This is a genomic window from Cupriavidus sp. GW823-FHT06D04 (genome assembly GCF_058795055.1).
In genome coordinates this window covers 150,438-170,560 of record NZ_JBXAHL010000003.1, presented here as the reverse complement: position 1 = coordinate 170,560, position 20,123 = coordinate 150,438, and the positions used below count along the sequence as shown (strand labels likewise).

Sequence of the window (20,123 nt, the reverse complement as noted above, 5' to 3'; positions counted from 1 at the left end):
GCCCACACAATCCATTCATTGTGTGGGCGCCTGCTCGCGCATGCGACGGGCTTCATCGCGCAGGAACTGCTGGTAATCGTCCAGATCGCCGTCGAAGGGCTCGACGCCGCCCTTGGTGACCAGCCAGAACTCGTCACATACGGCGCGCAGCAGGGCCCGGTCGTGACTGACCAGCATCACTGTGCCTTCGAATTCGTTGAGCGCCATGCCTAGCGCTTCGCGGGTGGCCAGGTCGAGGTGGTTGGTAGGCTCGTCGAGCAGCAGCAGGTTAGGACGCTGCCACACGATCATGCACAACACGAGCCGCGCCTTCTCGCCGCCGCTCATCGTGCTAACCGCCTGATGGACCATGTCGCCGCTGAAGTTGAAGGTGCCGAGGAAGGTGCGAAGCGATTGTTCGGTGCCACTCTGGCCGGGAGCGCGCATGTGCGCCGGCGTGTCCTTGGCAAGGCGGATCATGTGTTCCATCGGCGTGTCGAGCGGGCGCAGCACGTCGAGTTCCTGCTGTGCGAAGTAGCCGATATTCAGGCCTTTGCCTTCGCTGATTTCGCCGGCAATCGGCGCCAGCGCGTGCGCCACCGTCTTCACCAGCGTGGACTTGCCTTGGCCGTTGGCACCGAGAATGCCGATGCGCTGCCCGGCCAGCACGGAACGGTTGATGCCCCGCACGATGACCGTGGGCGGCGTGCCCGGCAGCGCGCCGGTCGGCGCCGGGTAGCCGAAGCTCGCGTCCAGCATCGACAACAGCGGGTTCGGAACGTTGAGCGGCTCCTTGAACTCGAAGTTGAACTCTGCGTCGGCAAGTACCGGTGCGATCTTCTCCATGCGTTCGAGCGCCTTGACCCGGCTCTGCGCCTGCTTCGCCTTCGAGGCCTTGGCCTTGAAACGGTCGATGAATTTCTGCAGGTGGGCGATCTTGTCCGCCTGCTTGGCCATCGCGGCCTGCTGCAGTACGAGTTGCTCAGCGCGCATGTCTTCGAACTTGCTGTAGTTGCCGCCATAACGCACGAGCTTGGCGTTGTCGACGTGCACCGTCACCTGCGTCACCGCGTCGAGGAATTCGCGGTCGTGGCTGATCACTACCAGGGTTCCTTGATAGCGCTTGAGCCAGGCTTCCAGCCAGACCAGCGCGTCGAGGTCGAGGTGATTGGTCGGCTCGTCGAGCAGCAGCAGGTTCGACGGGCACATGAGCGCGCGTGCCAGTTGCAGTCGCATGCGCCAGCCGCCAGAGAAACTGTTGACCGGCTGACTAAGCTGCGCAGCACTGAAGCCAAGGCCGAGGATCAGCGCTTGGGCACGTGCGGGGGCATCGTGCGCACCGGCGTCGTGCAGGTCCATGTAGGCGTGCGCCATGCGCATACCGTCGTCGCTGACCTCGGCGGCGGCTACTTCGGCCTGCGCGGCCAACAGCACGGTATCCCCCTCGACTACGAAGTCGGTCGCGCTCTGCTCGGTCTCCGGCATCTCCTGCGCGACCTGGCCCATCTTCCATGCAGCGGGAATCGAGAACTCGCCGCTGTCTTCGTGCAGCGTGCCGTTGAGAAGGCCGAAGAAGGATGACTTGCCGGCGCCATTTCGGCCGACAAGGCCAATCTTTTCGCCGGGGTTGAAGGTGACGGACGCGCGGTCGAGTACGACATTGACGCCGCGACGCAGCGTGACATTACGGACGGAAATCATAGGGAGCTACTTCAGAGAGGATTCGCATGATAGCCGACCGGACGTGCAGGGCTGTCTCTTTTTTTGGCCGCGCGCGTGAAGAGCCGTTTGCGCTTTGCGGCGCACACCGGCCACAAGGCGAGGCAGTCCCTGGCGCACCCGGCGTTCCGGCCGAGTACGGTGAAATCTGGCGGGTTCTGCGTGCGAAGTTCCCCCCGGCTATCGCCAGCCACAGTGCCGTTCAGGATTTCTACTTTGGGCCTGATTTCCTGCTGCGCCGCCACGACTATGAGCTAGAAGTGTCTGGTGGCTTGGCGGCGGCCCAGTATGTGCATGACTTCGTCGCAAGTGGATTTCCGGCCAGCAAAGAGCGGGTTGAGCGGCTCATGCGCGACAACGGCATCCGGGCCCGGCACAAACGGCGCTACAAGGTGACGACGGACTCGAAGCACAAGCTGCCCGTTGCAGAGAATCTACTGGCACGCAGCTTCACGCCGACGGCGCCGAACCAGGTGCTGGCGGAATATGGCATGCGCTGCTCGATGAGCCGCAAAGGAAATTGTCAGGACAACGCCCCTACGGAGAGCTTCTTCAATAGCCTGAAGAACGAGCGAGTACACGCCACGCGCTACCGAACGCACCAGGAAGCAATGGCGGACTTGTTCGAATACATCGAAGTGTTCTATAGCCGCAGTCGCCGTCATTCATCGCTGGGCTTTGTATCACCGGTTCAGTTCCTGCAAAACTGGCTCAAGGCTCAACAGACCGAGGATGCGGCTGCATAACCGGCGGCCTCTGGAAGGCCAAAAACAGAGGGAAGCTCAGTTCAACTTGAAGCCTGCCGGCAGGAATACCGACGAATGGTGTATTGCTATGTATCAGGAATGGCAAGCGATACCTTCCCATACAACATCACCACAACGGTCGACCGGCGTGTGATGAAATGTGGAGACTGTCCTCAAACTGCGCGCGATCGCTCTGCATGGCCCGCGCATCGAGGCAACCCATCTGCGAAAATGGATATGTCATGCGCTCCAACCTGAAATACCTTTCGACGGCCGCGATTGCGGCGACACTCTGCATTGGCGCATCCGCGCAAACAGCACAGGATGCCGTGCGGCCACCTGCCATTCTTCCGCTCAGCGGCGAGCCAGCGCCCAAGCTGATAGCGTACCCGGCACTTGCCGAGCCGCTTGCGCGCGGCGTAGTCATCGTCCAATTCCGGACGGAGAATTTCCGCGTCATGCCGGTATTTGGCAAGCCAGCAGTCGATATCTCGCCACGCATCGGGCATTTGCACGTAACAGTGGACGACGTTCGTGGCACTTGGGCACATACCAGTGAAGACCCGATCATCGTCGTCGGGCTCACGCCGGGGCCGCACAAGCTTCGGCTAGAGTTGGCTGATCCGAGCCACAAGATCCTGGCTACCGAGGTGGTCGCCGTCACGGTCCCAGATCTGAGAGTTTCGAAACCGCATGAGCATTGATGTATTGCGCGCCCGCCTCTCTCAGGCGGGCGCGCGGACTGCTTCAATGACGAATCTGCTTTAATTCACCTAACGTAAACTCTCAGCCGCGAGCTCCATCTCCATTGTTCTGATGGCGCTCAGGCCGAAACCGCCCCAGCGCCCTTGCAACGAAGATGCTTACGGGTTGCCAAGCCATGCATCGCGCTTTAGAGCCCGAGTCAGCGAGCACGCCAAGCGCACATGCGCGACCCATGGAATCCTGATGGGTGTTGACGGCGCCGCCGCATGCACTGCTGTGATTCCGCCACTTGGTGCCAGGATAGCGGCTGCTACTGTTTCGACGTCTTGTTGACGATTGATCCTGCCCATACCGGTGGCCGCCGTTCGCGCCAAGGACATGCCGCTTCCAATTGTGCGGCCAGACGGAACAGCGTGTCCTCCCGCCCGAAGCCAGACATAAAATGCGAGCCGATTGGCAGATCCGCTTGAGGGTCGATGGAAAGCGGCACTGACATTGCTGGCGTTCCCGTCACGTTCGATAACGCGGTAAACGGTGACTGGCTAAAAACGTGCGCGATCCAGCCAAGCCCATCGACCGATGTTTCCACCCGGTTGTATTCACCAATCCGAGGCGGAAGTCCGGGTAACGTCGGTGTCAGCAGAATGTCGTAGTCGCCGAAGAACCGACCCAGCGCCCGTGTGACCGTATTTCTGACCTGCAATGCCGACAGGAGCTCTACGGCGCCAATCTCAATGCCGTATCGATAGAGCGCGAGCGTTGCAGGTTCAAGGTGTTTTTCATCCACAGTTCGTCCGGTGGCTGCGGCAATGCCGTTGATCCGGAGCGCTGCGTTGGCAGCCCAGATTTTCGCGTTGCATTGCACAAAGGCGTCCCAGCTCACACCCAAGTCTGGCGCTACTTCATGGACATGATGACCCAAGGACTCGAGTGTCCTGGCCACCTTGCTCAAGGCATCAGCAACCCCCGTGTCAGCACGCGCGGCACTGAATGGATTCATCATGAACCCGATCTTCAGGTTTCCCGGCTGCTGCCGGATCTCCGACAGATAGCTGTCTTTGGGTGGGGCAATGTAGTAGGGCTCGCCCACGCCGCCGCCGTGGATGCCATCAAGCAGCGCTGCACTGTCGCGCACAGTTCGACTCACGGCAAAATGCACGCCCAGACCATTCCATACTTCGTCCACGTGGGGCCCGTTCGACACGCGTCCCCTGGTCGGCTTCAGACCGAACAGCCCGTTGCAGGAGGCCGGCACCCGTATCGATCCGCCTCCGTCCGTCGCATGCGCAATCGGAACGATACCGGCGGCCACCGCCGCTCCTGCACCGCCGCTCGATCCGCCCGCGCCATGCTGCAGACTCCAGGGATTTCTCGTCGGGCCGTACAGCACGGGTTCCGTCGTCGTGCTAACCGCCAGTTCCGGCATGGCAGTTCGCCCGAGCGTAATCAGGCCTGCCTGACGGAAGCTCGTCATCACGTACGAGTCTTCCTTTGCGACGGTTCCCATCGCCAGGCGACTGCACATTTCGCTCCTGCGTCCCTGCATGGTGACGCCGAGATCCTTGAGGAGAAACGGCACGCCGCCGAGCGGTCTCGGATCGGCGCTCACGATGCCAGCTGACTGTATCTCCACCTCTTCGGGCCAGTAATCGAGCACAGCATTTACCTGGGGATTGACGGCCTCGATGGCAGCCAATGCGGCTTGCGCCACTTCCATTGCGGTCACTTCTCGCGTGGCGATGAGATGATGCAGCCCCATGCCGTCAAGGGCGGTGTATTCGGCGAGCTTCATGTGGACGTTCTCATTCAGGGACATCGGGAGGGCGCGCATCGCAAGGGCTGCGCACCTGTCTGGTCTGACCGCAGGCAACGAAAGACGTTTGTCCCGCATGGCCCCCCGGGGACTTCATAGTCGAGTGCCTACAGGCATGTGTGATCAATGGCCAGAGGAGCTTACTTAGCTTGACCCACACTGGCCGGCAATGACTCGTGGCGAAGCGCAGTATCGCCCCCGGGCTTCAGCCGCAGGAACAGGATGATGAATGCACACATCAGCAACATCGCTGCCATCAGCAGGAACCCGGGGTAGATGCTGCCGGTCACGGATTTCGACCAGCCGATGATGCTTGGGCCGAAGAAGCCGCCAGACAGGCCAATCGTATTGATCAGGGCAATGGCTCCCGCTCGTGCGTTGCCCTTGATGTACGCGGGCGGGACGGCCCAGAAGACGATGTTGGCCATCCACATCAGGCCGGTGGCGACGCTAACGCATACCAGTGTCACTGCGAGATTGCCGTCGGCGAGGTACCAGCCAATGAAGCAAAGACTGCTTATGGCAGCCGGCAGGGCGATGTGGATTCGACGCTCCTGACGCCTGTCGGAGCTGCGGCCGCCGAAGAAGATGGCAAACGCCGCTGCCACATAAGGAATGGCCGCATACCAACCGAGGGTCTGTGTGCTGGTGACACCGGCGGATTTGATGATTGTCGGCAGCCAGAAGCTCAAGGCGTAGATCGGCGCGATGATGCACAGATAGGCTACCGCCAGGACATACACCTTGGGATCACGCAGTACCATGAGAAACGATTCGTGCCGCCGGTCTGCAGCCGTGTTCGTTTCCGCAGCCAGCGCGCGTTTCTCCGTGTCGTTGAGCCATTTCGCATTGGATGGATCATCGACCAGCAGAAAGTAGGCCGCGACGCCAAGCACGAGGGTGGGGGCGCCTTCAATGAGAAACATCCATTGCCAACCGGCGAGGCTGGCCGTACCGGCGAAAGCCGTCATGATCCACGCCGACAGCGGACCTCCAACAATTCCGCTGAAAGGACCCGCAAGCCAAACTATCGAAATTGCGCCGGCGATGCGGCTCGAACCATACCAGCGCGACAGGTAGAAGAGGACGCCCGGCGCGAAGCCGGCTTCGAAGACGCCCAGCAGAAAGCGCAGGGCGTAGAACACCGGAACGCTATTGACGAACACCATGCACATCGAGGTGATACCCCAGAGCACCATGATGCGGCTGAAGGTAAGCCGGGCGCCAACCCTGGGCAGCAAGAGATTGCTTGGCACCTCGAACAAGACATAGCCCACGAAAAATATTCCTGCCCCGATGCCGTAGGCGGCGTCGGAGAAGCCGAGGTCGCTCTGCATCTGAAGCTTCGCAAAGCCTACATTGACTCTGTCCAGATAAGCGAACATGAAGCCAATGAACAGCAGCGGCAGCAGGCGTATATCTACCTTTCGATAGAGGGACGCACCGTCCCTCCTGCTCCCTGAAATTTGGTCCTTCTGAGACACAGACCTCTCCTTTGGTTGGTGTGCATAGCGTCGCCACGGTGCGCGTCGGCGCCGGCATCCGTGGTCGAAATGGTTTTGGCGTTACTGCATGGCAACTTCGCTTTGTGTCGACCGACACTTCGCGGTGGTCGCGCGTCCGATGGCTGCCCGTGTGCCGTCAGTCCGAAATCGATGTGGGCAGTTGGAACTGCTTATAGTGGTTCGGACATGATCGCAAGCATGGCGTCGCAGAGGACCTGCGCCCCAGCCGCGACATCGACTTCGCGCGCGTTCTCGGCCTCGTTGTGGCTGATGCCCTTCTCGCAAGGCACGAAAATCATTCCGGTGGGAATATGTTGTGCGGTGTACTTGGCGTCGTGGGTCGCGCCGGAAACGATGTTCAGGAATTTCATGGCCCGACCACCAGCAGCTTTGCGCACGGTTGCCACCACGCGATCGTCGAACGTTATCGGTGTGGACCTCAACAGAACCTTCGCTGACACCGGGCAGCCTTCAATCTCGCCGGAGCAAAGCTGAAGGATCGTCTCGCCGGCACGCAGGAGGGAATCGGGGTCGGGATGCCGCAGATCGATATTGAATGTCACCCTGCCTGGCACGGTGTTGGGCGATCCCGGATAAACCTCCAGCCTTCCGACGGTGAAGCGCAGGATATCCTCGGGGTCGTCTATCGCGGCGCGAAGGCATCCGATGAGCGTGGTGGCGGCCACCAACGCGTCTTTGCGATGCCGCAGCGGCGTCGTGCCCGCGTGGGCCTCGGCGCCTAGCAGTTGGATCTCGTAGGCATGAAGCCCTTGAATGCCCGTGACAATGCCCACATCGCATGCCTGGTTCTCGAGCACGGGGCCCTGCTCGATGTGGGCTTCGATATAGGCAAAGCCGCTCATGCCAAGCGGGCGCTTCTCCAGAACCGGCAGCTCGGCGACCTGGGCCGTCAATGCGCTTTCCACATCGATCCCGTTGACGTCCTTGATTGCCAATGCATCGGTCAGCGGCAGCGCGCCGGCCGCAACGGCGGAGCCCATCGTGGGGGGTGGGAACCTTGAGCCCTCCTCGTTCATCCACACAACGAGCTCGATCGGGCGTTCGGTCTCCATGCCGTGATCGTCAAGTGTCTCGAGTACCTCGAAACCTGCAAGCACGCCGTAGACACCGTCGAACCTGCCTCCGGTCGGTTGGGAGTCAAGATGAGAACCCGTCAATACCGGGCTGAGGCCCGGATTCCTTCCGGGGCGGCGGATGAACAGATTGCCGATCGGGTCGATCGAGGTCTGATAGCCACGCCTGGATGCCCACTGGAGCAATAACATCTTGCCCTGGGTGTCTTCTGCGGTGAGCGCCTGGCGGTTGACGCCGCCTTTGGCCGTGGCGCCGATCCTTGCCATGGCGTTGACATGTTCCCAGAGCCGCGGGCTGTTGATGCGGGGACCGACGGGGGTAAGAGAGGAGGAAGGAGTGGGGGCGTTCATCTGGCTACTTGCCTTGTTGCGTCGCTTCGCATGAGCAACGGGTTGCCGCGTTGAAAGTTGTCGCGCGGATATTAAGAGTTCATCTGCGTGCACTGTTTGGTTCGATCTGATGCCTCAGTCCAGTTCGACGCAGACTTCGATCTCCACGCAGGCCCCCAGCGGAATCTGCGCGACACCGAATGCCGACCGCGCATGCTTACCGGCATCGCCGAACACGTCGACGAACAGCTCCGATGCGCCGTTGGTGACCAGATGCTGCCCGGTGAAGTCGGGCGTTGAATTGACCAGGCTCATGACCTTGACGATGCGTTTGACGCGATTCAGATCGCCGGTGTGGGCCTGAAGCGTCGACAGCAGATCGATCGCGACCGCACGGGCCGCGGCGCGTCCCTCGTCCGTCGACATCGTGGCGCCGAGCTTGCCAACCCACACGTTGCCGTTCTTCTTCGCAATGTGGCCGGAGAGGTAGACAAGGTTGCCGCTCTGCGCACTCATTACGTATGCGGCAGCCGGCGCGCCTGCAGGGGACAGCTCGATGTCGAGTGCTTTCAGTCTTTGGTGGATATCGTGTGATTGCATGATGTTTGTCGATGGAGGGCAATATGGCTGGCGCCACGGGGAGTCATCGCGAGTCATGTGGCGCCAGCAGACCGGTTTCAGTCCGGCATCGGCTCGCGGCCGAAGGCTTCGAGTTCGCGCGCCAGGGACTGCGCGGCCAGTTCGACCAGTGCGCGGCCTTTCTCGCGCGTTGCCAGGCCTGGATCGGAACCGATGCGTCCGTCCGGGAAGCGGGCACGGAAGTCGAGGGCTTCGCGGATCGGGCCGGTCGGGGCAATGGGCGGCGCATAGTCGGCCGACTTGATCGAATCGGGGAAGGCGTACTGCGTGATAGCAATTTCCGAAGGCGTAGCATGCGCGCCGTGGCCGGTCGGGAACTGGTCTCGTGCCAGTTCGCCCACCCCTGCGAGATCCCACCAGTTGCAGAGCTTCAGTGCGAAGCCGGCACGACGACGCGCAAAGCTTGCTTCGGCGTACAACTCGGAGAACGCGGCATCGATCGACGAGACATTGCCGCCATGGCCGTTCAGGAACAGGATTTTTTCGAAACCATGTACCACCAGCGAGCGGGTCCAGTCGCCGATCGCGGCGATGAATGTGGACGGGCGCAGCGAGATGGTGCCGGGAAAGCCGAGGTGATGCTGCGCCATGCCGATGTTAAACGTGGGGGCCACGAGGATATCGGCGGATTTTTCCGCTTCACGCGCAATGATTTCGGGACAGAGCCAGTCCGTGCCCAGCAGCCCTGTGGGACCGTGCTGTTCGTTGGAGCCTATCGGCACGACGATCGTGCGGCTGCGCTTGAGGAACTGCTCGATTTCGGACCAGGTGGAGAGATGTAGAAGCATGACGACTCCTTGTTACCGCTTCGCGGGAAGCTTGTTGGCGAGGATGATCAGTGCGGCGATGATTGGCAGCGCGGCCAGGATCAGCACACCGAGGTGAAGGTTGCCGGTGGCGGTCTTGGCCCACCCGATGATGGCCGGGCCCCAGAAGCCGCCCGATAGCCCGATCGTGTTGATCAGTGCGATGCCGCCTGCAGCCGCCGGGCCCTTGATGTATTCGGAGGGCATGGCCCAGAACACCGTGTAGGCCATCCACAGCGCGCAGGTACCGAGCGTGAGCAACACTAGCGATGCCGCAAGATTGCCGTCGACGAGGATGGACGCAGCGAGCAGCAATCCGCCGACGGTTGCGGGCACGGCACTGTGGAAACGGCGCTCCCCGACCCGGTCCGAGCGGCGGCCCATGTAGTACATGCCGAAGGCCGCGGCGACATAGGGCAGGGCCGAGTACCAGCCGAGTTGCACGGTGTCGTTCACGCCCTGGGCCTTGATGAAGGTCGGCAGCCAGAAGCTGATCGCATAGATCGCGGCGATGATGCAGAAGTACGCCAGGGCCAGCACATAGACCCGGACATCGCGAGCCACGGCCAGGAAGGAATGATTGTGCGCCGCGCTGGATCCGATTTCGTTGGCGAGCTGGCGTTTTTCCTGCTCGGTCAGCCAGGCGGCGTCGGCGGGACGGTTTGGCACGAAATACAGGGCGAGCGCGCCGAGCACGATGCAGGGCAGGCCTTCGACCAGGAACATCCATTGCCAGCCGGCCAGGCCACCGGTGCCTGACAGCGCGGTGATCAGCCATGCCGAGACCGGGCCGCCGACAATGCCGCCGAGCGGGCCGGCAAGGAACACGATCGCAATGGCGCGCGCCATGCGCTGAGGCCCGTACCAGCAGGACAGGTAGTAGATCATGCCCGGGGCAAAGCCTGCTTCGAAGATGCCGAGCAGGAAACGCATGGCGTAGAACATCGGCACGTTGCGCACGAACAGCATGCAGGCCGAGGTGATGCCCCAGAGCACGAGGATGCGGCTGAAGGTCTTGCGTGCGCCGATGCGCGGCAGCATCAGGTTGCTCGGTATCTCGAACAGCACGTAGCCGATAAAGAAGATCCCCGCGCCCACGCCATATGCGGCATCGGAGAAGCCGAGGTCGCCTTGCATCTGAAGCTTCGCAAAGCCGATGTTGACGCGATCGAGGTAGGCGAACAGGTAGCAGATCAGCAGGAAGGGCAGAAGTCGCCAGTTGATCTTGTTGTAGAGGGTTGAGGCGCCGTCTACTGCGCTTTCGCTCGGGATCACCAGCATGCCTGTCTCCAATGTCTTTTATGTGGGTACCGCGTGGATGGATCGGATAGTGGCAGCGGCAAGGGCAATCACCAACAGCAACCATGTCCACACTTCGTTGTCTTCCGGGCAACGCATCGGGTATGGTGTGAGTCTGTCATTGGCCAAGTGGATGATTCGACATGCGTGAAATCAATCAGCAGCGGCTGCGCTACTTCCGCGAAGTGCTTGAGCAAGGCACCATTCGCGGGGCTGCGGAGAGTCTCAACACATCGCCATCGGTGATCACCCGGCAGATCCGGTTGCTCGAGGACGAACTCGGCACGACGCTGTTCGAGCGACAGGCGCGTGGCGTCAGGCCGACCGAGGCCGCCGCGCATCTGCTTGAGTTCTGGCGCGGCTACCGATCGCATCAGGAAAAGCTCGAGGACCAGCTCCATGCACTGAAGGGCCTGCAGCAGGGGCAGGTCCAGCTGGTCCTGAGCGAGGGGTACGTGGATGGGCTGGTCAATGAAGTGCTGGCGCCGTTCTGTGCGCAGTACCCGCAGCTCGACATCGGCATGGAGATCCTCGGCGTGGATCAGGTGCTCGACGCCGTGGCCGAAAGTCGTGCGCACATCGGACTTGCCTTCAATCCGCCGCCACATCCGCGCATCGAGTATCTGGCGAGCTCGTCGCAGCCGGTCGGGCTGCTGGTGCGGCCCGACCATCCCTTGGCATTGCGTGGCGGCGCGGCCAGCGTCAAGGACATCTTGTCCTGGCCGCTGGCCATGATGCCGGCGTCCTTCGGCGTCGGGCACGCCGCCAAGATGCTCGAATTCGCGGAGAACATCAGGATCCGGGCGACGCTGGTCACCAATTCACTGACGGCGCTCAAGCAGTTTGTAGCCTACGAAAACTACATGACGCTGATCGGCGGCGAGTTCGCCGCGTATCGCGAAATCGCTGCCGGCACGCTCACGGTAGTGCCGATCGATCATCCGCTGTTCAGGGGCACCCAGGCGCGCTTGCTGGCCAAGGCCGGACGGCCGCTACCGGCGGCGGCGCTCAAGTTGCTCGAACATATCCTGCGGGACATGCCGATGTTTGCGCAGGGCGGCCATAGATTGCTGTCAGCACACGGGAAATCTGACGGGTACGGGTAAGCAGGCAGCTCCGCAGGATTTCACTGCCTGCGCTGTCCTTTTTTGCGGTGCTGGAGTCAGAAGTCTTCATGGTGATTGAGTTGCATATGCAGCCATTCTGGCGGTCAACATAGCTAATTGCATCAAAACCCATTTAAGACAGGGCTTGTGTCCCGTCTGTATTGCGGTCTGTCCTGATTTGTCACGGAACGTGTCAGCGCCGGACAAATCGCCTCAATGCCCGAGATGGATCCTGAGGCCTTCAGCTGCGTACTATGAGGCCGACCACTTCGCGTGCAACTTGACGATGGGCATTTGCATTTGAGCAGACGTAGAACTGCACACTGAGGGATTTTTGTATGCCAACGTATCGATGGCAGCGGCAGGTACGAACAAATACGTTGGCCCCGGCGATTCACTACAGTAGGAATACAAATCCATTCTTCAATGCTGCATATGCAACAGAAACCCGCCGCGTCGGTTTGGGTGCTTGCAGGTCAAGCAAAATGGTGAAAGACATGACGATGAAAACCACGGTTCGCAGCGCGCTTCGGTTCACAGGTGCCGCCGGTCCTGCAGCCGCCCTGGTTGCCACATTGCTCATTGGCAACGCACACGCGGCAACGCCGAACACGACGCCCGAGATCGGGTTCGTGCAAGTCAATCCCGATATCAAGCTAAGGCGTCTGGTTGTGCACAATGCGCGCGCTAAAGGCACGGTCTTGTTTCTGCACGGATTTCCTGAAACGCTCTACGCGTGGAAAGACGTGGCGTCTTCCCTGGGCCAGGACTATGAGGTTCACGCTTTCGACTGGCCCGGCTATGGCGAATCGTCTCGTCCCGGCGTGGACAAGTTTTCCTATGCGCCCAGGGACTATGCCAAGGTGCTGGTGGATTACATCTCCACGACCGGAATCGATAAGCAGCGGCTGGTGATCTACGCGACCGATATCGGGGCGCTGCCCGCCCTGATGGCTGCCGTCAATGAGCCAGCCATCGCCAGACGGATCATTGTTGGCGACTTTGCACCGTTCAACCGTCCGCAGTTCATGCAGGAGCGACTGCAGGGGCTCAAGGATCCCGCCACCGCGGATGCTGTGCATGCGGCGTTCAACCGGACCCGCGACGAGATCCTGCAGAACGCATTCACGCGTGGGCTTCCCGAGTCCTCACACTATGAAGTCTCGCCGGAGTTCAAGGCAGACATGGCCCGTGGATGGCAGAACGGTGAACTGACCTCTGCTGACGCGTTCTATCAGTACTACACCCGGTTCACACGCGACCAGGACGATTTCGAAGCGAACCTGGCCAAGTTGAAAACGCACGTCATGGTGATCTGGGGCGAGAAGGACATCTACATTCGCAAGGAGATGGGCGAGGAGCTGGCAAGCCGCGCGCATCTGAATCTGAAGCTGTTGCCCGGCATCGGCCATTACCCGCATCTCCAGGACAAGGCCGCGACAATTTCAGAGGTGCGCGCCGCATTCGACGCGGAGTAGGCGAGGCCGCTCCAGCATCTCTCACACGCGATGAATCGTTGCGGATGCAGCCAGCCGGCCCCGCACGAATCGCTTGCTCGCTTCGAAAGACAATCAAGGAAAGTGAAATGAATATCGTCCGAATCACGATGGGTGCCCTGGTCGTCGCCAGCCTTGCCGCGCATCTCCACAGCGCGCAGGCACAGACGCCTGAAGTCCATCGAACCGATCTGGCCAGCCACGACCTTAGCGTCCCGGGTCGGGAAGGCATTCAGGTCCGCGTGGATTTCGACCGCGGCGCGTTCGCACCGAAACACTCGCACCCCGGCGAAGAGATCGCCCACGTGCTGCAGGGGACACTTGAGTACCAGCTTGCCGACCAACAGCCGGTCAGGCTCAACGCGGGCGAGTCGTTATTCATTCCCGCAGGCACGCCACATTCAGCTAGGAACGTCGGCACAGGGCAGGCGTCAGAACTCGCGACCTATATCGTCACGAAGGGCGCCCCACTCGTCGTGCCTGGCAAGTAGGGGGAGGGCAGCGGGCGCGCGAAGTACCACAACCCCGGACCGCATGGCGAAACGCGCCGCTGGTGTGCGGCGGCCGCCGGGCCCGCGCGACGCGGAGGCCTTGCCAAGATGTGAGTGACTGGATGATTATTTGCCGAGTATGGCCTTATTGCGGGCGTCGATGATCTCGGCCGTTTGCGCCGTCGCACCCTCGCCGGCTTCCAGACGCACGTCGCGCAAGCCAAGCGTGCGCGGACCCACGCGCAGGCTGACCGGTTCGACCGGCTTGCCGGTGCTGTCCTCGACGAGGCGGATGGGCTTTCGCGAGCTGCACCATTCGTCGCCCCATTGCATTAGCCCCACGATGATCGGATAAAGGGCCTCTCCCTTTTCCGTCAGTCGGTACTCGGTGCGCCGTTCGCTGCCCTCCGCCACCACCTTCACCAGCACTCCATGCTCGAGCAGCGTGTTCAGTCGCGTGGTCAGCACGTTTCGCGCGATCCCGAGGCGTTGCTGGAAGTCGTCAAAACGAGTCGTCCCCAACGTGCACTCACGCACGATGAGCAGGCTCCACCATTCGCCGATTTGCTCGAGGGCGCCTGCCACGGAGCAGTTCATTCCTGTGAAAGTTTTACGGTGCATAAGCGCAATCATAGATGATTAAGTTGCATCATGCAACTTAATGCGCTATCGTAAGTTTCATCAAGAAACTTACGCGGGCTGTGGTCCTGCAATTCCCTCAATAGGCGGCCGGGTGTGCCGCGAAGGACTCTCACATGGATAGACGTCTTATCGTCCTCGCCAGCGGCATGTTCGCGATTGGCACGGACAGCTTCGTTGTTGCCGGCGTTCTGTCGCAGGTCTCGGCCTCGCTCGGCGTATCCGTGGCGCTGGCCGGGCAGATGGTCACGCTGTATGCGATGAGCTATGCGCTGCTGTCGCCCGTGATCGCCGCGGCGGCAGCCCACTGGCCGCGCAAGCGGTTGCTGCTCGCCGGGCTCGCCGTGTTCGTGGTGGGCAATGTGGTGACCGCCCTGGCGCCGAACATCGAATTGGTGCTGGCCAGCCGGCTGATCGCGGGCCTCGGCGCGGCGATGTTCAGTCCGACCGCGACCGCCACAGGGGCGTCGTTGGTGCCGCCAGAGCAGCGTGGACGGGCGCTTGCCATCGTGATCGGTGGGCTGTCCAGCGCGACGGCTTTAGGCGCGCCGCTGGGCACCTTCATCGGCGGTGCGCTGGACTGGCGGGCGACGATGTGGTTCGTGGCCGCCGTCGGCACGTTGGCCGGGCTGGGCGTGGCCTGGCGCCTGCCGGAGATCCCGACGCCGCCGGCCATCAGTCTGTCGCGCCGGCTCGCACCGCTGGCGGACACTCGCGTGCTGCTGACGCTGCTGACCACCTGGATGGTCTATGCGGGCCTCTTCCTCGTCTACACCTACATCGCCCTGAGCTTCGACCGCGCCACTGGTGGCGACTCACGCGTGCTGGCGGCCTTATTGCTGCTGTGGGGTGTGGCGGCGACCGCCGGCAATCTCGCCGCCGGCCGCCTGACCGATCGCTACGGCAGCCGCCGCATCATCAACGTTGCCATCGCCGCCCTGGTCATCGACTTCGCGCTGTTGCCCCTGACGTCGGCATCTCTGGCGAGCGCCGTTCCCGCACTCATTGTTTGGGGCGTGTGCGGCTGGGGTGTGCTGGTCCCGCAGCAGCACCGGCTCATCAGTATCACGCCGGCTGCCGCGCCGCTGTTGTTGGGGCTGAATTCGGCGGCAATCTACATCGGCGTATCGATGTCAGGCGTCATCGGCGGCGCGGCTATCGCCTGGTTCGACCGTCATGCCCTCGGCCTCGTGGGTGCGGTCTTTCTGGTAGTGGCGCTGTTTGTCGCCGAATGGGCGCGACAGCGGATCGCCCGGCCGGAAGTGCGACCGACCGGCGTGGGCGGCGCCACGTCCGGTTCGGCGCGCTGAAGCTGAGGAGCGAACCCCGACAGGCGCGCGGCGCGTGAGTGGATCGAATCACGGATGAATCAATCGATGGATTGGGCAGCAGAGCATGGCAGACAGAAAAGCCGGGCCGCTAGGCGGCGGTGGCTATTGGCAGGTGCGGTACTGGTCGTGACGACTGGCACGCTGGTCGCAACGATGGCATTGAAGGACACGCGTGCGGCAACAGCCCCGGCGGCGTCCGCGCCCGAGGTCTTGGTGAAGACACTGGCGCCCGAGAACGTGCGCGTCTGGGCCAACTTCTCTGGCCGCCTCAATGCGGTGGACGAAGCGCTGGTCCGGCCCGAAGTGGGCGGAAAAATCGTGGAAGTCCGCGTGCGCGACGGGAAAACGGTGAAGGCGGGCGATGTGATGTTCGTCATTGACCCGCGTCCCTACGAGGCCGCCGTGGCCCGTGCCCGCGCCGAACTGGCGTCGACCCGAGCGCGTGCCGAATTCGCAGCCGCCGAGCGTGAGCGTGCCAAGGGCTTGATCGACGCCGAGGCGATCCCGCTGAGCCTGCACGACCAGCGCACCAGCGAAGACCGCATGGCCAAGGCGGCCGTCCTGGCGGCCGAAGCCGCGTTGCGCCAGGCCGAGATCAATCTCGACTATGCCTACGTCAAGGCGCCAATTGCCGGCCGCATCAGCCGGGCGGAAGTCACCCTCGGCAACCTGGTCCAGCCCGGCGCGAATGCGCCCGTGCTGACCCGCATCGTGTCGAATGACGGCATCTATGCCGACTTCGACGTCGACGAACAGGCCTACGTCCAGTCTATCCGCCGCCATGCCGAGACCCAGAATAAGGAGTAGCACATCCCGGTGGAAATGCGCGTGCAGGGCGATACGGAGCGCATCTACCAGGGCGTGATCTACACGTTCGACAACAAGATCGACACCCGCAGCGGCACGATCCGCGCGCGGGCGAAGTTCGAGAACCGCGACCGGGCGCTCGTCCCGGGCATGTTCGTCTCGATCGGGCTGGCCGGCAGTGGCGACACGTCGGCCCCGGTGGTGCCGGACGTGGCCGTCGGCAGCGACCAGAGCAAGAAGTTCGTGTACGTGGTTGGCCAGGACAACAAGGTGGCCTATCGGGAAGTCGCGCTCGGCGCGGGGCTCGACGGCAGGCATGTGGTCGCGAGCGGCCTCAAGCCAGGCGAGCGCGTGATCGCGCGCGGGCTGCAGTTCGCGAAGCCCGATGCGACAGTTACGCCGAAGGAACTGGCTGAAGACGAAGTGAAGACCGCCGCGTCGACGGCACCACGCGGGGCGGAGTAGTCGCATGAATTTGTCTAAGTTCTTTGTCGACCGGCCCAACTTCGCGGCGGTCATCTCAATCCTTATCTTCCTTGCCGGTGTGCTGGCCATTCCGAAGCTGCCGATTTCCGAATACCCGGAAGTCGTGCCGCCGTCGGTGGTCGTGCGCGCGCAGTTCCCCGGCGCAAATCCCAAGGTCATCGCCGAAACCGTGGCCACGCCGCTGGAGGAGCAGATCAACGGCGTCGAGAACATGCTGTACATGTCCTCGCAGGCTGCCAGCGACGGCGTGCTGACGCTGACGGTCACGTTCAAGCTTGGCACGGACCCCGACCTCGCCGCGCGACTGGTGCAGAACCGCGTCAACGAAGCGCTCCCGCGCCTGCCCGAGGTGACCCGGCAGCTCGGCGTCAGCACGGTCAAGAGTTCGCCGGACCTGACGATGGTCGTCCACCTCATCTCGCCGTCGGACCGCTATGACAATCTTTACCTGCGCAACTACGCGTTGCTGAACGTCAAGGACGAACTGTCCAGGATTCCCGGCATCGGCCAGATCAAGCTGTACGGTTCGGGCAACTATGCGATGCGCGTCTGGCTCAATCCGCAGAAGATCGCCGCGCGCAACATGAACCCCGACGAGGTAGTGGCCGCGATCCGCAAGCAGAACATCCAGGTGGCGGCTGGCGTAGTGGGCGGGCCGCCGTACAAGGACAACGTCGAGATCCAGTTGCCCGTGAACGTGCAGGGCCGCCTGGCCGACCTGGACCAGTTCGAGAACATCATCGTCAAGCGCGAGGGGGGCGTGGTCACTTACCTCAGGGACGTAGCGCGCGTGGAGATGGGCGCGAGCGAGTACGCCCTGCGCGCGCTCCTCGGCAACCAGCAGGCGCTGGCGCTGGTGATCTTCCAGACCCCGGGCGCGAACGCTATCGACATCTCGAACAACGTCCGCGCCAAGATGGCCGAACTGAACAAGCACTTCCCCGATGGCCTGGAGTACCGCATTGCCTATGACCCGACGACGTTCGTACACGATTCGATCAAGGCGGTTATCCATACGCTGCTCGAAGCCATCGTGCTGGTGGTGATTGTCTTCCTGCAGACCTGGCGCGCGGGGCACCCGCCTACTCCACCGGACAGGCGCAGGCGGCAATCACGCGCATCCTGAATGACACGCTGCCGGGCGACATGGCCTTTGAATGGACCGAGTTGGCCTACCAGCAGATCCTGGCCGGCAACACTGCGCTGATCGTGTTCCCCATCTGCATTCTGCTGGTGTTCCTTGTGCTGACCGCGCAGTACGAAAGCCCGTTCGTGCCGCTGGCCATCATCCTGATCGTCCCGATGTGCCTGTTCTCGGCCATCGCGGGGGTCCGGCTGACCGGCGGGGAGAACAACCTCTTCACGCAGATAGGGTGCTTTGTGCTGATAGGACTGGCCTGCAAGAACGCGATCCTGATATGCGAGTTTGCCCGAGAACTGGAAATGCAGGGCAAGGACACGCTTGCGGCAGCCATCGAGGCTGCGCACCTGCGCCTGCGGCCGATCCTGATGACGTCGATCGCCTTCATCATGGGGGTGCTGCCGCTGGTGCTGTCACATGGTGCCGGCGCCGAGATGCGCCACGCCATGGGAGTGGCCGTGTTCTTCGGCATGATCGGCGTCACGTTCTTTGGCTTGTTCTTGACGCCGGTCTTCTATGTCCTGATCCGGAACCTGGAAAAGCGCATCACGCGGAAGGAAATGGTGCAGAAGCATGTTGAAGCTTGAGCGATTGGCTGCCTCGGTCCTTGCTGCCGCTGCGGCTGTCGTAGCCGGTTGCACGAGCCCGGTAGGGCCGCAAAGCTCCGGTGTCGACGTCGCGCCGCGCTGGCAGACACTGGCGCCCGCGCAGGCGGACGCCGACCTAGTCGTCAGCCACGACGATGCACAGGTCGACCAGCAATGGTGGTCGCATTTCCACGACGCCGCGCTGGAGGCGCTGATCCGTGAGGCGATTGCCGGAAACAAGTCGCTGGGAATTGCGCGGGCACGGGTAGAAGAGGCGCGGGCAGCGCGGCTGCAGGCGCAATCTGCGCTGGCCCCGGAGGTAACCGCCGTGGCGAGCAGCGAGCGCGGAAATCGCGGGCTGCTGACCAACGACAAGTCGGTCACGGTGAACCAGGTGGCCCTATCGGCGGCATGGGAACTGGACCTGTTTGGCCGCAACCAGGCCCGCACGGCACAAGCGACAGCGATCCTCCAATCGACCGAAGCCAGCGAGCAGGCCGTGCGCGTGGCGCTGCTGGCGGAGGTGGCGCGCACCTACTTCGAGTTGCGCAACCTGGACCGGCAGATCGAACTGACGACCAGCAACCTGGAGACGCAGCGCAGGACGCTGAAGCTGGTGGAAGCCCAGCTGCGCGGCGCGCTGGTGAGCAACTTGGACGTGCAGCGCGCGGCCGCGCAGACTTCGACGACCGAGTCACGCGTGCCGTCGCTCCGGGCTGCGCGGGACGCCGCGGCTAACCGGCTGTCCGCGCTACTCGGTCGGACGCCGGGCAACCTGAAGGAGGTGGCCGCAGCGCCGCAGCCGCCGCTCGACGGGCGTATCGTGGTTTCGGCCCCGGCCTCAGTGATCGCCACGCGGCCGGATGTGCGGGTGGCGGAGCGACGCTTCGCCGCTTCGATCTCCGCACGAAAGGCGGCGGTCGCAGAACTGTTCCCGAAGATTTCGCTAAGCGCGCTGTTCGGCGTGCAGGACGCCATGCCGTTCTCGTCAACGCCGTGGGGGATCGGCATCGGGCTGGTGCAGCCGGTGCTGAATTTCGGTCGCATCCGCTCACAGATTGACGCTGCCGATGCGCGGCAGACGCAAGCCTTCCTGGCATACCAGCAGGCAGTGCTCGATGCACTGGAGGACATGGAAAGCGCGATGTCGGCCTACCTGAACGAGCAGGCGAGAAACACGTTGCTCGCAGCGGGCGTGGCCCAGAATCGGCGCGCGGCCGAACTGGCGCGAGCGCAGTACCGTTTCGGTTATGTGGGCTTGCTGGACGTGTTGGTGGCCGAACGTGATCTTCTCGACGCAGAGTCGCGACGGGCTACGTCCGATGCGAGCCTGCGGACGAACCTCGTGCGAATTTTCGCTGCTGCGGGCGGTGGTTGGGAGGTTGAAGAAGATACCCACTAAAC

The 20,123-nt window shown here is 62.5% G+C and carries 14 protein-coding genes and 3 pseudogenes; 9 read left to right on the top strand and 8 right to left on the bottom strand.

Translation table 11 applies throughout. The annotated features are described in order from the left end of the window. Positions 1-15: 15 nt before the first annotated feature. The gene (locus tag AC1Q7H_RS06855) at positions 16-1,680 is read right to left on the bottom strand and encodes an ABC-F family ATP-binding cassette domain-containing protein (RefSeq protein WP_013952069.1); all 1,665 of its coding nucleotides are present in this window, start codon (positions 1,678-1,680) and stop codon (positions 16-18) included. Positions 1,681-1,955: 275 nt separating this feature from the next. On the opposite strand from AC1Q7H_RS06855, the pseudogene AC1Q7H_RS06850 reads away from it, so the two are divergent. Further along, positions 1,956-2,444, top strand: a pseudogene (locus AC1Q7H_RS06850) (IS3 family transposase); the annotation flags it as partial. A gap of 242 nt (positions 2,445-2,686) precedes the next feature. Beyond that, positions 2,687-3,148, top strand: coding sequence for a DUF6130 family protein (locus tag AC1Q7H_RS06845; RefSeq protein WP_153954757.1), 462 nt, complete (start codon positions 2,687-2,689; stop codon positions 3,146-3,148). A 311-nt stretch (positions 3,149-3,459) separates the two neighbouring features. Here the strand turns inward: AC1Q7H_RS06845 and AC1Q7H_RS06840 are convergent, their stop codons facing one another. The 6 genes from AC1Q7H_RS06840 to AC1Q7H_RS06815 all read right to left on the bottom strand — a co-directional run bounded on the left by AC1Q7H_RS06840 (position 3,460) and on the right by AC1Q7H_RS06815 (position 10,617). Continuing rightward, a complete protein-coding gene (locus tag AC1Q7H_RS06840) occupies positions 3,460-4,941 on the bottom strand; it encodes an amidase (protein ID WP_041228786.1) in 1,482 nt (493 codons plus the stop codon). A 161-nt stretch (positions 4,942-5,102) separates the two neighbouring features. Next, positions 5,103-6,446: an MFS transporter gene (locus AC1Q7H_RS06835; RefSeq protein WP_013952073.1), complete on the bottom strand. Its 1,344-nt coding sequence runs from the start codon at positions 6,444-6,446 to the stop codon at positions 5,103-5,105. Between the two features lie 191 nt (positions 6,447-6,637). Then, complete coding sequence (locus tag AC1Q7H_RS06830) at positions 6,638-7,912, bottom strand: M20 family metallo-hydrolase (RefSeq protein ID WP_211979624.1); 1,275 nt, start codon at positions 7,910-7,912, stop codon at positions 6,638-6,640. A gap of 114 nt (positions 7,913-8,026) precedes the next feature. After that, a complete protein-coding gene (locus AC1Q7H_RS06825; protein WP_041228535.1) occupies positions 8,027-8,491 on the bottom strand; it encodes a RidA family protein in 465 nt (154 codons plus the stop codon). A gap of 77 nt (positions 8,492-8,568) precedes the next feature. Then, positions 8,569-9,318 carry a creatininase family protein gene (locus tag AC1Q7H_RS06820; RefSeq protein WP_013952076.1) on the bottom strand — a complete coding sequence of 250 codons (750 nt, stop codon included), beginning with the start codon at positions 9,316-9,318 and terminating at the stop codon, positions 8,569-8,571. Positions 9,319-9,330: 12 nt separating this feature from the next. Then, on the bottom strand, positions 9,331-10,617 hold the full coding sequence (locus AC1Q7H_RS06815) for an MFS transporter (protein ID WP_211979626.1): 1,287 nt from the start codon (positions 10,615-10,617) through the stop codon (positions 9,331-9,333). Between the two features lie 161 nt (positions 10,618-10,778). Here AC1Q7H_RS06815 and AC1Q7H_RS06810 point away from each other — a divergent pair, with 161 nt between their 5' ends. From AC1Q7H_RS06810 to AC1Q7H_RS06800, 3 genes are all read left to right on the top strand, one after another. Beyond that, entirely contained in the window at positions 10,779-11,741 is a 963-nt protein-coding gene (locus AC1Q7H_RS06810; protein ID WP_211979627.1) for a LysR family transcriptional regulator, read from the top strand. A gap of 497 nt (positions 11,742-12,238) precedes the next feature. After that, a complete protein-coding gene (locus AC1Q7H_RS06805; protein WP_249221162.1) occupies positions 12,239-13,219 on the top strand; it encodes an alpha/beta fold hydrolase in 981 nt (326 codons plus the stop codon). A 107-nt stretch (positions 13,220-13,326) separates the two neighbouring features. Beyond that, positions 13,327-13,728, top strand: coding sequence for a cupin domain-containing protein (locus AC1Q7H_RS06800; RefSeq protein ID WP_211979629.1), 402 nt, complete (start codon positions 13,327-13,329; stop codon positions 13,726-13,728). Between the two features lie 126 nt (positions 13,729-13,854). Here the strand turns inward: AC1Q7H_RS06800 and AC1Q7H_RS06795 are convergent, their stop codons facing one another. Beyond that, on the bottom strand, positions 13,855-14,313 hold the full coding sequence (locus AC1Q7H_RS06795; RefSeq protein ID WP_238553114.1) for a winged helix-turn-helix transcriptional regulator: 459 nt from the start codon (positions 14,311-14,313) through the stop codon (positions 13,855-13,857). Between the two features lie 170 nt (positions 14,314-14,483). On the opposite strand from AC1Q7H_RS06795, the gene AC1Q7H_RS06790 reads away from it, so the two are divergent. From AC1Q7H_RS06790 to AC1Q7H_RS06775, 4 genes and pseudogenes are all read left to right on the top strand, one after another. Further along, entirely contained in the window at positions 14,484-15,677 is a 1,194-nt protein-coding gene (locus AC1Q7H_RS06790) for an MFS transporter (RefSeq protein WP_013952082.1), read from the top strand. Between the two features lie 54 nt (positions 15,678-15,731). After that, positions 15,732-16,970, top strand: a pseudogene (locus AC1Q7H_RS06785) (efflux RND transporter periplasmic adaptor subunit). Between the two features lie 4 nt (positions 16,971-16,974). Then, positions 16,975-18,719 (top strand): annotated as a pseudogene (locus AC1Q7H_RS06780) (efflux RND transporter permease subunit). 4 nt (positions 18,720-18,723) lie between these two features. Beyond that, positions 18,724-20,121 carry an efflux transporter outer membrane subunit gene (locus tag AC1Q7H_RS06775; RefSeq protein WP_492381066.1) on the top strand — a complete coding sequence of 466 codons (1,398 nt, stop codon included), beginning with the start codon at positions 18,724-18,726 and terminating at the stop codon, positions 20,119-20,121. Positions 20,122-20,123 lie beyond the last annotated feature (2 nt).